10 protein-coding genes are annotated in these 13,794 nt (G+C 51.2%); 2 read left to right on the top strand and 8 right to left on the bottom strand.

Annotated features, from left to right (window positions below):
* Positions 1-15: 15 nt before the first annotated feature.
* From EXY20_RS27645 to EXY20_RS27635, 4 genes are all read right to left on the bottom strand, one after another.
* Positions 16-786: a peptidylprolyl isomerase gene (locus tag EXY20_RS27645; RefSeq protein ID WP_167859565.1), complete on the bottom strand. Its 771-nt coding sequence runs from the start codon at positions 784-786 to the stop codon at positions 16-18.
* A 76-nt stretch (positions 787-862) separates the two neighbouring features.
* Complete coding sequence (locus EXY20_RS39210) at positions 863-1,000, bottom strand: hypothetical protein (protein WP_167859564.1); 138 nt, start codon at positions 998-1,000, stop codon at positions 863-865.
* Positions 1,001-1,191: 191 nt separating this feature from the next.
* Positions 1,192-5,010 carry an AAA family ATPase gene (locus EXY20_RS27640; RefSeq protein WP_167859563.1) on the bottom strand — a complete coding sequence of 1,273 codons (3,819 nt, stop codon included), beginning with the start codon at positions 5,008-5,010 and terminating at the stop codon, positions 1,192-1,194.
* 248 nt (positions 5,011-5,258) lie between these two features.
* A complete protein-coding gene (locus EXY20_RS27635) occupies positions 5,259-7,892 on the bottom strand; it encodes a LuxR C-terminal-related transcriptional regulator (protein WP_235886224.1) in 2,634 nt (877 codons plus the stop codon).
* A gap of 113 nt (positions 7,893-8,005) precedes the next feature.
* Here EXY20_RS27635 and EXY20_RS27630 point away from each other — a divergent pair, with 113 nt between their 5' ends.
* Together EXY20_RS27630 and EXY20_RS27625 are read left to right on the top strand one after the other, a co-directional pair.
* Positions 8,006-8,674, top strand: coding sequence for a DUF4386 domain-containing protein (locus EXY20_RS27630; protein WP_135555370.1), 669 nt, complete (start codon positions 8,006-8,008; stop codon positions 8,672-8,674).
* A 74-nt stretch (positions 8,675-8,748) separates the two neighbouring features.
* A complete protein-coding gene (locus EXY20_RS27625) occupies positions 8,749-9,288 on the top strand; it encodes an Ltp family lipoprotein (RefSeq protein ID WP_135555369.1) in 540 nt (179 codons plus the stop codon).
* Between the two features lie 31 nt (positions 9,289-9,319).
* Here EXY20_RS27625 and EXY20_RS27620 read toward each other — a convergent pair whose 3' ends face one another.
* The 4 genes from EXY20_RS27620 to EXY20_RS27605 all read right to left on the bottom strand — a co-directional run bounded on the left by EXY20_RS27620 (position 9,320) and on the right by EXY20_RS27605 (position 13,660).
* Complete coding sequence (locus EXY20_RS27620) at positions 9,320-10,945, bottom strand: M56 family metallopeptidase (RefSeq protein WP_135555368.1); 1,626 nt, start codon at positions 10,943-10,945, stop codon at positions 9,320-9,322.
* 9 nt (positions 10,946-10,954) lie between these two features.
* The gene (locus EXY20_RS27615) at positions 10,955-11,308 is read right to left on the bottom strand and encodes a BlaI/MecI/CopY family transcriptional regulator (RefSeq protein WP_235886222.1); all 354 of its coding nucleotides are present in this window, start codon (positions 11,306-11,308) and stop codon (positions 10,955-10,957) included.
* Positions 11,309-11,742: 434 nt separating this feature from the next.
* Positions 11,743-13,209, bottom strand: a complete 1,467-nt coding sequence (rlmD, locus tag EXY20_RS27610; RefSeq protein WP_135555366.1) for a 23S rRNA (uracil(1939)-C(5))-methyltransferase RlmD — start codon at positions 13,207-13,209, stop codon at positions 11,743-11,745.
* A 10-nt stretch (positions 13,210-13,219) separates the two neighbouring features.
* Positions 13,220-13,660: a hypothetical protein gene (locus tag EXY20_RS27605; RefSeq protein WP_135555365.1), complete on the bottom strand. Its 441-nt coding sequence runs from the start codon at positions 13,658-13,660 to the stop codon at positions 13,220-13,222.
* Positions 13,661-13,794: the final 134 nt, after the last annotated feature.

Genomic DNA, 13,794 nt, shown 5'->3' with positions numbered 1-13,794 from the left:
TCCCGTTCCCCTAACTTAATTATGCGCCCATAATGGCGGCATGGATGCGTTCGCTTCCTTGCGTCTGGATGTTAGCCAGTCTTCGAATAAGAGATGTTCGATCCGCACCCTTGTGTCGGCATTCAGTTCTGCCGGGTAAACTTCTTCGATCTTGACGACAAAAAATTTCTTGTCGATCTCAAGCGGGCCGACGATCGTTCCCGGAGCCGACCGGAACGCTTGCGAAGCAATTGCATGAGGCAACTGTGCTCTCGTCTTACGGCCGATATAACCTCCTCCAAGCCTGGACGACTCTTCTGTCGAGAAAGTGCGGGCAAGCCCCCAAAACGGTTCCCCCTCCATGAGCTTGAACTTGAGCTCTCTGGCAATCCCTCGCTCGTTCACGACGATTTGCGAGAGGGCGACCGCTTCGAATCGAGTCCGGTGCTCGGCAAAATACCGTTCGACCTTGCCGGCGGCCACGTGGTTGCGGACTCCTTCCTTTACCGCCTCGGTCCTGGCGAATTCGGCCAGGTCCGCCATCGACAGCGAACGTTCATTCAGCCAAGCTGTCACTTCCGACGCTTGATACAGCGAATTCGCTTCTCTCCAGCGAGTAACGGCTTCCTGGATTTCCTCCTGGCTCGTCAGAATACGCTGCTCCTCGGCATAAGCGTCGATCAGCACGACTTTAAGGTAATCATGAATCGCGCCGAAGCCGCCGCGCATTTGGGCCGATCTCAACACGGTCTCCAGCGAGAAGCTGCTTCCCTCAATTTGCAGAGCAATGACTTGATCGAGCGACATGGCGCCAAACCCCTTTATCTGTCCGCAGTTAAAATAAAAGCGCGGGAATCGCTCCCGCGCCATCTTCTCTTTTCCGTTAAATAAATCTGCCGCCAGTCACGTTTTTCGCTTCTTCCTCGGTCAGCTTCTTCGGCATATCGCCGAGCTTGATCTCGGTCGCCTTGTTCATCTCCAAGGACTCCTTCGTTGCGTCCGTTTTCTTTTGCTCTGCCATCGCAGGTCACCTCCTTTGCATAGTAATCTGAGGCTCGCTTTTGGCTTCTGTCTCGCAACTCTACCACGCCGGCTCGTTTATTGTCGTATAACCAAAGGTGTATTTTTGCGCATATTTGGCCTAAAAACAAAAAATACCGCAAACAAAGCCCTTTTTTAGGCTTTGTTTGCGGATAATTTCCTTGGATTCAATCAGTCTTTCAGCAGCTTCATTCTTTTGCCTTCCAGTACGGCTTTGGCTCGCCGGTGAACATTCATTTTGCTGAAAATCCGGTTCGTGTGCAATTTAACGGTACTTACGGCAATTTGCAGTTGATTCGCAATTTCCTGGTTGGACAATCCGAGCGACATGAGCTGCAATATTTCCAACTCCCGCTTCGTCAATGGATCCATCGGTGCGGCGAGGGCAGACGCGACCTCCGATTGGGCGTCGTCCGCTTCATCGATTTCCGCTATATCGTCCTGCGGCTTCTGTTCGTCTTCCTGTGGAAACAGCTTGAGCAAAAACACCGTTTGCGTAGCCAACATGCGAATCATATCCAGCCTCTCCAGGGTAAACGCAGCTGGAAGCCTGTTGTTCTCCAGATATAATACCGCTGCAAGTTGATTTTGAAATGGCAAAGGCAAGACCAGCATGGATTGGATTTGACAGCTCGTCACATAAGGATCGCGCGCGTAGCGTCCAGCAACCGATGCGTGCTCCAGCAGCACCGTGTCGCCCGTATTCGCCGCATACCTGATAGCTGGCAAACACGCCTCGTCGTATCGCTCCAACGGCGTTCGCGTTCGCCCAATATTCCCTTCGCTATCTACCGACAATTCGACCGTGAGACATTTCGGATGCTCCATGACGAAACAGCCTCTTTGCGCCCCTGCATGCTCGATAATCGTTCGCATCAGCGTTTCAATCAGCGTGCGCTGATCGGACTCCGCGGCGATCGATTGAAAAGCCTGCTGAACGACGTACAAATCCGGCGCGTCCGGAACGACGCTTTGTTCCGATAAACCCGCGGGGACGGACAACGCGCCTGCGGAGGTCGCAACGAAATCGTCCCAAGCCGATTCCTTGCCATAATCCGCGTAGCAATCGCTTAATTGTTCGGTTTTGCGCGAAGCGCCCCATTGCCGATAAAGGGTGTATGCCTCAAGCAAATATCCTTTGGCCATCGTTTCTCGGGACTGCGCCAAATACAACCGACCTGCACATTCGCATGCCATCGCTGCATGATGCATATATCCGCTGCGTTTGGCTTCACGAATGGCATCGTCGTATAAGCGGCCGGCAGCATCGTACTTTCCTCGAAAGCGAGCGTACTCGGCGTCCAGCAGCAACGCTTTGTGCCGGATATGCTCGGGGCACTTATTCGCCGAACGGCGCAGCTTTTTTCGGCAATCGGCAACGATTCTCGCAACGCTCGGCTCCGAATTCGGCCACCCGGCCAGCAGTTCCAGGCCATAATACAGCTCATATTCGGAAAGCTGCAGGTAATGCATGGCGTCAAGCGTATGGCGCCCGGCAATTTCGGCGCCGCGAAGCGCCAACTGCCGCTCGCCAAGCAAGTATCCCTCTTGAAGAAGGCCCAGCCCGTACTGAAAAAGAAGATGCGACTTCATCGCCGAGCTGCCGATTTGGCTCAACAGCTCTTGATCGTCGGGGGCGGCATTCCTTTCTTTCCGATTTCCTGTTAACGCGCGAACCCAGCGATCGAACATCGTCCAATAAGGAAATAAATACTCGTTATGCGTGTCTGCGAGCATCGTCTTGTATTCGGGGAGAACCGACTTGATCTGCTCGAGCTTTCCCGTCATATGCAGATGGACGAGCAGCATGATGACGGCATGACCGGCAAAAAACAAGTCGCCGGCTTCCAGCCCGTAATCGATCGATTTCTGAAAGCTCGCGCGGAAATCCCGATGATCGTCATCCATAATAAAAAACATGACGCCAACGGTCAGATAGGCCCGGCATAAGACGGAGGGCTGATGGAACGTTTCGGCAATTTTTACCCCTTCGCTTAATGCGGCTCTCGCCAGCTTGCGTTCGCCGCTCGCGTGATTGAGGATGCCGCCGAAGCTGCCGAAAACAGCCGCCGCCTGAGAGAAACTCCCATATCGAAGGGAAAGCCGGACGCATTTAAACGTCAACGCCCGGAAAAGCGGCTTGTCGCATAAAAACGCCGAGCCGGATAACAAAGTCAAAACTTGCAGCGCGGCGCTGATGGCAGGGTTCGATACCGAGCGACCGGCATTTATTCGGCCTACTTTACGGCGGAGCTGCAGCCCGGTGACCAACCGTTCCACGAACAGCTTCTCTTTTCCTGGCCTGGAAGAAACATAAATGCCCAGATCGCGAAGGCATTGCAAGCCGAGCGCAATTCCTTCGGTCATTTTCTCCGTGTGCAGGAGGCGTTTGATTTCGAATTGTTGCACACGCATTCTTTCATACGCGTTGCGGGCCTTGTCCAGGATAGCGGCAAGCATATCGTCGGCAGAAGGCAGCCAGCCGTTCATATAGTCGCATTCCAGAAGATCGACGAACATATCGAAGCAAAAGTCAAAGTCCCGCTCCCACATCTCCCCGTTCATGCTTGCCGCAGCCGCACGGAAGTAAACCGCCGCCGACTCGTAGGCAGTGGCAGCCTTCGCTTTGCTCCCGGCGCTGGCATTGGCTTGAACAAGACGTTCTCCGTCTTCGGGCAAACGTGCCAATCGGCATCCTTTATTAAGATGGTCTGCCGAGTCGAACAGATGCCGCTCGCGAACGAACGGATCGGGATGATCGAGCCAGTAATTCCCCGCATGCCAATGGATGCTTTCGTTCATAGAGGCGTCGAGCAGCGCGTTCGCCGCTTCTTGCAAGCGGTCGTGAACAAACCGAATTCGGCTTCCCTCAAGGAGAATGATGATTTGCCGTCGAACAGCCGGTTGCAGCACTAACAGCGTTTGATCGGGCACTTCCTTGCGCCAGGACGAAAGCAATTCAAGCTCGATTTCGCCACCCAGACAAGACGCCTCCAGAACCGCTTGACGCGTGTCAGGAGGAAGTCGATTGACGCTATCGGTCATATAGGTCAACAATAAATCGGCATCTGCGAGGTCCCCGGCAAGGTGATTATCGTTCCAATGCCATACCCAGTGATCCGTTGTCTCATCGAATCGAAGCGTTTCTTCTTCCAGACTTCGCTGCAGCCATCGCCGGAACAGAAGCGGATTGCCTTCCGACTTCAGCAGCAGGGCATGGGCTATTTCTGCGGCGTTGCTCTCTTTCACGCGCATCGTATCTTTAACCATACGCGTCAAATGGGCAGAGGCGAGCGGCTGGAGAGGCAACGACTGCACCGCGGCGCCGGAAGCGGCAATTGCCGCTGCTTCCTCCTTGATTCGGCTTGCCTGTGCATTGTCCGTGTCGCGAAAAGCGCCAATAAGCAGCAAGCTTTGGCTATGCGGGTCTGTCATGAAGGAGCGAATGATTCGCCAGGATGCCTCGTCAGCCCATTGCAGATCGTCCATGAACAGAATGAGCGGGTGCTTCTGATGGCAGAACACTTGAATGAAGCGACGAAAGGCAAACTGGAATCGCTCAATGGATTCTTCGAGCGGCAGCGGCTCGACTGGCGCCGGTTGTCCGATAATTCGTTCGATCTCGGGAATGACTTCCGAAATAACGGCAGCGCCCGCGCCAAGCGCACGGGTTATGGATCCCCGCAACCTATCCAGGCTGATCTTATCCTCGCTCAATAATTGTTCGATCAACTCGCGAAAAGCGGCAATGAGCGGTGATTTAGCGTGATCTTGTTGCAGGGGTTCGAATTTGCCGGAAATGATATACGCTTGTCCGAGCGCTATTTGCCGAGTCGCTTCCTGTATAAGCGCTGTTTTCCCGATTCCCGAAGGCCCCGATACGCAAACCATCTGCGTGGAGCCAAGCGTTGTCCAGTGGAATGCTTCTTTAATACACTCCAATTCGCGGTCGCGTCCATACAGTCGATCAGGCAGGTTGTGCAGCGGCATTCGATACTCCGCTTGAGCCGGCGGGAGAGAAGGGACATGCCACGAGTGCTCATACGAATTCGCCATTTGCCTGATATCCATTTCCGTTCGCCAATTTGGTTATTCGAATTTCCGCCATCAACGCAGAACCCTCCCAGGCTCTTCCTAATCTTTCAAATGGATTCTATTGAAATAGTATTCTTTTTCCCAATCGCTGTCCAGTGACCAACAGTCGCATTTACCTCATGAGCGGCCGCCTTTGAACGACCTTACAATAACCCAAATCTTCGGGCTCGCGCTACGGCTTCGGTGCGGCGCCCAACCTCCAGTTTGCCAAAAATATTTTGGTTATGTCCTTTTACGGTGCTCAGAGCAAGAAAGAGGCGTTCGGCGATTTCCTGATTGGACAGCCCAAGGGCAATCAAGCGCAATATTTCGAGTTCCCGTTCACTGAGCGGTTCAATCAAATCCGATCCGCGTTTCTCGTTCAATGCCCCTTCCGCTTTAAACGCAGCCAACACTTTATTGAACAAATCGGATTTCAATCCTCGTGCGGATAATTGTCGCAAAAGGCCCGCAATCCATTCGCCTTCATCAACAAAAATACGAATGAACCCGCCCTGCTCGGCGGTCGCAATAGCATCTGCCAGCACTTGCACGGATTGCCCGGCGATGGCTTGAAGCACGAGCGTTTGAATTCGAGTATCCTCGTGCTCCCTTTCCTCCGCTTGTTTCCTTACAGGATTAAGCACTGCCAATGCCTCGGCGGAATTTCCTGCTGCCAGATGGATACGAGCCATACTGAAGGGGAGACAATAGGTTTGCGCCAATTGCATAGCATCCTTCAATCGGCCTTGTCGAATACGGATTCGCACTTGGGCTTCAGCAATCGGAGGAAACTGATGGGGATATGAATGCTGACGAGCGGCCCGAAATGCTTCGTCCAATAAGGCGGATGCGACGCTTTCTTCTCCACACGCAATGTTCATCCGGGCGAGTACGACCTTCGCGGCAATCGATCTGTCTGAAGGGTGAATCATTTCGGCGAAACGAACGGCTTGCCGTCCATATTTCATGCCCTCGTCCAGGTCGTTCCATTGATAATAAATTCGAGCCAATCCCATGTACGCCTCGCAAGTAACCGGAAACGGTACGTTCCCCGCCAGTTCCAGTGCTGAGCAATACCTGTCGGCAGCCTGCCGGAGCTGATTTTGTTGCTCTTGAATATTTCCTATCCCAAGCGTAGATAAGATGGCCATGATTCGATGTCCTGTTCGCTCGCTCATCGATAACGCAACGGCGTATGCATCGGCAGCGGCGGCGCGATCCCCCCGCAGTTGGCAGGCATAACCCAAGGACCAGCTTGCTGCCGAACGGGCGGACAAGTCATCGGGACGAAGATATAGAAGCGCGCGGGTCGACTCGGCTACAATCGTTTCCACTTGATGCTGACTCACGGCAAGCGTCGCACGGGTGGCGGCGATTTGACCGATTATTTCCCGGGTTTGCTCGTCATTGTCAAAGGTATGCAAAGCGATTTCGGCAGCCCTCAGTCTGGATTCTACTTCGCCAAGCTGTCCTATCGCCATCCGCGAAGAAGCATCGAATACCCACAATAGCGGCCGTTTATTCAATTCATCCTTAGGCAATGTATTCAACCAATTCCGGACAGGCGTTATGGCTCCGCGAAAGAGCAGAGGCATCCCTTTGCCCTCTATCAGACGTGCGGCTCGCTCCATATCATGCGCAGCCGCCGCATGCTGAAAGGCTTCGATCTCAAGCCCGTTTTCCTCATACCACTCGCTTGCTATTTCATGCAATTGAGCAACAGTGTCAGCGGTCGATGTAAACTTGTGGACCCTCTGTAATCGATTCCTCAATAAATCGGCGAAAAGATGGTGATACCGGTACCACTTTCTTTCGTTATCTAGAGGGATGACGAACAGATTGGCTCGTTCCAAATACTCCAAGGTTTCTTGCCCGCTTAAAGGAAATCCGGCCTGTTTTTTTAACATGGCATCACAAAGAGGACCGCACATTCGATCCAGAATCGAAGTATGCAGCAGGAAAGCTTGAATGCTTTCAGGCTGCCGCTTCAACACTTCTTCAAGCAAATAATCGAGGACAAAAGGATGGTTGCCGGTAAAGGACCTAACCGAATCGGCAGGATTTGAGGGTTGACCCTGTATGGATAGCGCAGCAAGCTGTAACCCGGAAATCCAACCTTCCGTGCGGGATTTCAGCTCATCGACATGCTTCTGCGCAAGGTTTAACCCCATCACCCGATTTAGAAATTGTTCTGCTTCGTTGGAAGTAAATTGCAAATCTTCGACGCGGACCTCCGCCAAATGGTTTTGGACACGCAAACGTGCCAATGGAAGAGGCGGATCCTCGCGCGTGGCAATAACCACGTGCATCCGGGATGGCATACGCTCGATCAATGTTCCCATCGCTTTATGAATCGATTCCTCGCGGATCACATGGTAATCATCCAAGACAAGAACGAAAGGGGAGGCAATGGCATGAAGTTCGTTTAGGAAGATGGAGAATAGAAGCTCGGCAGGCGGTTGCGGAGCATCGAATAGACCGGCAGCGTTCTCTCCGAACGTCGTTTCAATTCTGCGCATGGCAGCAAAAAGATAGGCGAGAAAACGTGCGAAATCGTTATCTTCCTCATCCATGGAAAGCCACGCGGAAGACAGGCCGCACTCCTGCAGCCATCCGCTCAGAAGCGTGGTTTTTCCGTAGCCGGCCGATGCGGAGACCAACGTCAATCTGTGCTGCAAGCCATCATTCAAGCAATCGATCAATCGCTGACGGCGAACGGCTTTCGGCCTCGTCCCGGGCAAATAAAGTTTTGTCGCGATAATCGGAATATTCATGAATCCATTATAGAAATCCATGTGATTCACCGTCAACAAATACTAATGTAAAACCATACTTAAGTATCTGTAGGCCGCATGGAACAATATGTATAATTCATTGTGATTGATCCAATCGTGTGGAGGGGAATCGAATGTCCGGCAATAATAATAGGACTGCAAAAACTATTGGCGTGTTATTTATCATTGGGACAGTTGCAGGCGTCCTCAGCGGTGTGTCTACGGGAGACATTCTTGGAAAAGCTAATCTGCTTGCGAAAGTTTCAACAAATGAAAACCAGATCTTGCTAGGAACGTTCTTTTTGTTGATCATGGCAATATCACTTGCTTTGGTACCGGTTTTCCTCTATCCAATCGCAAAAAAGTATAATGAAGTTTTGGCTCTGGGGTATGTTGTTTTCCGGGGAGCCCTTGAGACCTTCACCTACCTTGTGACGGCTATAAGCTGGTTATTGCTTGTGGTATTAAGCAAGGAATATGAAAGGAATGTTTCCGCCGACAGCGCCGGCTTACAGCTCATAGGGAACTTTATATCGGATTCGGGGGAATGGGTTAATTCCATTACAATGATTATTTTTAGCCTTGGTGCCCTGATGTTTTATTATCTGTCGTACAAATTCAAATTAATTCCAAGATGGCTGTCAGGTTGGGGAGTTATTGCAGGCATACTCTACTTGGCTACAGGTATGTTCGCCTTGTTTGAAACTCCATTTACGATTTTATTGCTTCCGCTTGCCATACAAGAAATGGTTATGGCTGTATGGCTTATCGTCAAAGGATTCAACGCTTCTGCAAACGGTTGACTCGTTCCTTCATGGTGTCGAATTATGGTATGCTTCAGGTAAAACTTTAGAAGTAAATAATGAAGAAGACCGCAATGATTATCACCGTTTTGACGGCAATTCTTTCTGGTTGTGGTTCAACCAATTATACGGGTAGTTCTGTTGTACGAGCTGTTTCTTCTAAAACCCCAGCTGTCAATGGCAATGACGCTGATAAAGCGGCTACAAGTACTAATACAAGCGAACCGGCAGTCACACCGGCAAAAGACGGGACAAAGGAGAAAAAAGAGGAACCTCCAAAAGAAGATAAAAAAGCTGAGGACAACGTTCCCAAGGAATATAAGTCTGCTTTGAAAAAAGCGGAATCGTACGCAAAAACAATGAACATGTCCAAAATGTCCATTAATGACCAATTAACTTCGGAATATGGAGTGAAGTTCTCTCAAGAAGCCGCTACGTATGCAATAAATAATCTTGAATTCGACTGGAAAGCAAATGCTTTGAAAAAAGCGGAATCCTATTCAAAATCGATGTACATGTCGAAGCAAGGAATTTATGACCAACTTGTTTCCGAACACGGTGAAAAATTCACAAAAGAAGAAGCCGACTATGCTATTGAGAATTTGGATAAATAATTCGGATAGAAGGGTAAACGGCAACCCTCCTTTATTTCATCACGATAAAGTTAGGGAGATTTTTTTCAAGATACTTCATTCTTTCCGAATAATCTTGTTTGGCAAAAGTTTCCGAAAGTATATTGTTCGACACTAACAAGTCATAAAACGATTTCAGCATCTGGGCTGATATAGCGGAAGTAATCATCATTCTTTGACCGTCGATCAGAACAGAAGATATTTTTTCAGGCTGTACAAGTTCAATCTGTACGCCGTTCCTGTCGATGATGAAATACATCTCTTTTCCATTTTCAAACACCAAATGTTTTACTTCTGCCCCGTTTGCCAAGCGACTCTGAACTTCTTCCATTGAATAGCCCGGTATCGGATCATTGATCAGCAGCCATTTTGCAAAATCTTTTGCATCGATTTCATCGGTATCATATTTTTTCCAAACTGCGCCATTATCTTTGCTTATCTGTATGGTGTTATCCGTCATGACACGAAGATATATTTCGTTGTCCATATAAACGGCCCGATACTTTGAAGCCATAAGGCTGTCTATCATCTTCGGTACATCATATTTCTTGTTGAATGTTAAATCGTGCGGCATTAACTCTGTAGTGGTGGCACCATGATATAATGCGGGCACAACTTCGGCTACAGGATGGTCGACACCCGTTGGAGCTTCCGTTTTGTCCAATGCAGAAGTCGCAAAGATGATAACGACACCGGCTGCAAGCCCAGTAGCGAGCAGCATCGTAGGGATCGTGATTTTCTTGGTTTTCATGATCGATATAATCCTTTCTTCCGTTGAGTTTTTGGAAAAACTGCTAATCATCGGCGACAAACCGATTTTCTTTTCTTCCAAACGTACGAGTGCTCTGGCATACGTAGATTTCGTGTTTTCCCCCAATTTTCGTATGACCGCTTCATCGCAGAATAGCTCGATATCGCGGTTGGCAAGGATATACATGGCCCATACAAAAGGGTTGAACCAATGGGCGCATACGCTAGCGGCAAGAATCCATTTTTTTAGTGTGTCGAATCGTTTGACGTGCGTAAATTCGTGGGTCAGGACAAGCGCAAGTTGCTTCTCATCGTCATAATCTACATTTTTAGGCAAGAGTACAACAGGTCGAAAAATACCGTAGGTAAGCGGCGTTGAAATATTATCCAGTTGCAGGATTTGAACATCTCGCCATAACAAATTTGAATGCTGCCATTTTCTTATAAAATCGTTTCTAATAGGCACAGCCATTTTGTAGATTTTGCGATACCTTACATGCGGAATAATAAAAAATATAGCACACCCCATAAAACCAACTAACCACACCCATACAATAGGCGATATTTGTGAAGCCGTCTTCAGTGGTGCAAGCGGTTCTGTTAGATCTTCTGTAATTGGCGGCATGATTACCGTAGTTCCATTAATAAATGTTGAACTTTCCGGCGTGGGAATCAATTTTGGCACTGTAAACATTTCGCTTAATTGTTCCGCAGCCGTAAAAATACTAAATTGCGATTGAACGGAAACAGGTACAAGCAATTGAATTAATGCAACACCCCAAAGAAACAGAAAGGTCATTTTGGGCAGCTTGTGAATAAACAAAGAACGTAAGAAAATAACGGCAAGAATAAGGACGGAAGCCGAAATACTCATTTGAAGCAACGACATTCCCTCACCTCATTCCATGCTATCGATGAGACGTTTCAAGCGGCTGATTTCTTCAATCGACAATCGTTTCTGTCCCAACAATGAAGCAATCAGCCTGTCTGGAGCGCCATTATACATTTTATTTATTAATTCCGTTGTTTCATGTTCTTGCGCTTGCTCTCGTGTAACAAGCGCATGGCAAATGAAATTAGGTTCCCGTCGCTCGATTGCCCCTTTATCAAGGCATCTCTTGATGACGGTATACGTTGTTGTTTTACTCCAATCGACGTTTTTTTTTGTAATTTCTGCAATTCGCTTTGCGGAAGTGTCGCCTTCATTCCACAAGATTTCCATAATATTAAGCTCGCTATCGAATAACTTCATAACCAAATGAAAACACCTCGTCCATTTATTCTACTGCTGTAGAATCACATAATAACATTCTACTTGAGTAGAATCGTTTTGTCGATAGAGTCCTGTAATTTTCCATACTATTTCTCTTTTCCACCTGTCCTGGCGAATCGCCCTTTTAGTGACCCGATTTCTTGCTCGGCAACGAAAATAGCCCATGAAAAATGGCCTATTTGCCCGATTTGGGGTGGCGCGTCGGAAATAGCCAGTGATTTTACTGGTTATTTGCCCTAAATCGCCTTCAAATCGGCATTTCGAGCGAAATAGCCAGTGATTTCGCTGGTTATTTTGAAGAGGCTGCCCGTTTTTGGCGAAATAGGCAAGAAAACATGGCCTATTTGGCAAGGGGGGAGTTGGCGGATGGGGGATGGCGCGTATGAGGCAAAGTCAAAACTTAGGGGCATAGGTTATTCCCGCCCCTTCGCTTTTAGCAACACTGTACACTCCACATGACTCGTCTGCGGAAACATATCAACCGGCTGCACCCATTCGATGCGGAAGCCGGCGTCCAGCAGCACGCGGCAGTCTTTGGCCAGCGTCGACGGGTTGCAGCTGACGTAAACGAGGCGCTGCGGCTTGGCGGCAGCAATGGCGTCGAGCAAACGGCGGTCGCAGCCGGTGCGCGGCGGGTCGACGACGACGACGTCCGGCCGCACGCCGGCGCGTATCCATTCGGGCAGCAGTTTCTCTGCCTGCCCTTCGTAGAACGTGACGTTGGCGGCGCCGCTATGCGCGGCATTCCGCTTGGCGTCGCGCACCGCCTCGGGGATCGCTTCGATGCCGCGCACCTCGCGCGCATGCGGAGCGAGCCACAAGCCGATGGCGCCGGAGCCGCAATAAGCGTCGACGACCAACTCGCGCCCGGTGAGCGCCGCCGCTTCCTGGGCCGCCCGATAAAGCGGAATCGTCTGCGCCGGATTCAACTGAAAGAAGGCGCGCGGGGAAAGCGACAGCCGGACGTCGCCCAGCGTTTCGTCCAGCCGCTCCGCGCCCCAGAGCAAGCGGGTCGTATCGCCGAAAACGAGCGGCGTTTTGCCCGCATTAACGTTGTGCGCGATCGCCGCGACCTGCGGCACCCGCTTGCGGATAGCCGCTACGAGCCGGTCCTGCTGCGGCAGTTCGCCCGTGGCTGTAATGAGCGTCAGCTGCAGCGCTCCGGTTGCCAGTGCAATACGGGCGACAACGGTGCGCAAGCAGCCGGTGCGTTTGCGCTCGTCGTAGACCGGGATGCGCAGCTCCCGGACGACGGCGGCCACTTCAGCGACCGCGCGGTTAATGGCCGGATGCTGGACGCGGCAGCCGGCGATGTCGATGAGCTTGTGGCTGCCGGCGGCATACAAGCCGGTGATGACGCGGCCTTGCTCGAAACCGACCTGCAGCTGCGCTTTGTTGCGGTATCCCCACGGCTCTTCCATGCCGATGATCGGCCGGATCGTCAAGTCCGCCACGCGCGCGTAACGATCGAACGCTTCGCGTACGAGCGCTTCCTTGGCCTGCAATTGGCCGGCATACGCCATATGCTGCAGCTGGCAGCCTCCGCAAGCTTCGTAGACAGGACACTCGGGCTCTTTGCGATGCGGCGAACGTTTCTCGATACGCTGCAGTTCGGCATGCAGGAAGCTCGGTTCGACGTGCGTGACGGCGGCATGAACGACTTCGTCCGGCAACGCGCCAGGAATAAACACGGCTTTGCGCTTGTAGTAACCGACGCCTTCGCCATTGATGCCGAGCCGCTTGACGGTCACGACGACACGTTCGCCGACACGAACGTCTTCGGCGGTCACAGGCGCCGCAGCGGGAGCCGTGCCGGTTTTTGCCGTATCGCCCTTCGCCGTGCCGCCCTTCGCGGGGCCATTTCGCTTCTGACCGTTCATGAAATCCGTTTCACTCCGATGCTTGGTTGTTCGTTCCGGCGGCAGTTGCCATTCGTTTGTTATAAGCGTAGGCGCCGAACAGCGCCGCCGGGATTGTCAGCAGCAGCGTTCCGGCTTGATGCCAGACCGGCATCAGGCTTTTGCCGTTGTCTACCGACATGAGGCCAATCAAAACGATGATGATGCCAAGGAACAGCGCGTGCCGATTGCCCGGCTCGCCTGACACTTTGCTGGCCGAATAGCTGCCGGCGGCGACCGCCACCAAACCGAGGAGCAGCGCGATCGCGATATAGCCGTTGTGGGAATAAAGCGGATGCGTGGTGCCTTCGGCCGGTTGGTGGATGCCGATCAGCAGCAGCGAGAACAACGCGTTCAGCAGCATGCCGACAGCCAGTTGAATAATAAACCCGATAACGATCGCTTTCATGCGTAAGCCTTTAAAACGGTTCATGATTCATCCCTCGCAGCATGTAATGGGGGTTGACGAGCCGTACCGATTATAATGATCACTATAGCGCAATGCGGGTGAAAATGCACCTGTGCCGCCGGAAATGGTATAATCATGAAATGGCATCAAGCGAAAGC

It is taken from the genome of Paenibacillus cymbidii (genome assembly GCF_004764705.1).
GTDB classification, from domain to species: domain Bacteria; phylum Bacillota; class Bacilli; order Paenibacillales; family NBRC-103111; genus Paenibacillus_AN; species Paenibacillus_AN cymbidii.
Note: the sequence above shows the minus strand (reverse complement) of the source record. Positions and strands in the feature narration are given on the sequence as shown.

Bases quoted from the DNA above. Each gene is read 5' to 3' on its own strand.
- EXY20_RS27605 (WP_135555365.1), bottom strand. From the start codon at position 13,660: ATGAACCGTTTTAAAGGCTTACGCATGAAAGCGATCGTTATCGGGTTT.
- EXY20_RS27630 (WP_135555370.1), top strand. From the start codon at position 8,006: ATGTCCGGCAATAATAATAGGACTGCAAAAACTATTGGCGTGTTATTT.
- EXY20_RS27620 (WP_135555368.1), bottom strand. From the start codon at position 10,945: ATGTCGTTGCTTCAAATGAGTATTTCGGCTTCCGTCCTTATTCTTGCC.
- EXY20_RS27640 (WP_167859563.1), bottom strand. From the start codon at position 5,010: ATGCCGCTGCACAACCTGCCTGATCGACTGTATGGACGCGACCGCGAA.
- EXY20_RS27645 (WP_167859565.1), bottom strand. From the start codon at position 786: ATGTCGCTCGATCAAGTCATTGCTCTGCAAATTGAGGGAAGCAGCTTC.
- rlmD (WP_135555366.1), bottom strand. From the start codon at position 13,209: ATGAACGGTCAGAAGCGAAATGGCCCCGCGAAGGGCGGCACGGCGAAG.
- EXY20_RS27625 (WP_135555369.1), top strand. From the start codon at position 8,749: ATGATTATCACCGTTTTGACGGCAATTCTTTCTGGTTGTGGTTCAACC.
- EXY20_RS27615 (WP_235886222.1), bottom strand. From the start codon at position 11,308: ATGAAGTTATTCGATAGCGAGCTTAATATTATGGAAATCTTGTGGAAT.
- EXY20_RS39210 (WP_167859564.1), bottom strand. From the start codon at position 1,000: ATGGCAGAGCAAAAGAAAACGGACGCAACGAAGGAGTCCTTGGAGATG.
- EXY20_RS27635 (WP_235886224.1), bottom strand. From the start codon at position 7,892: ATGGATTTCTATAATGGATTCATGAATATTCCGATTATCGCGACAAAA.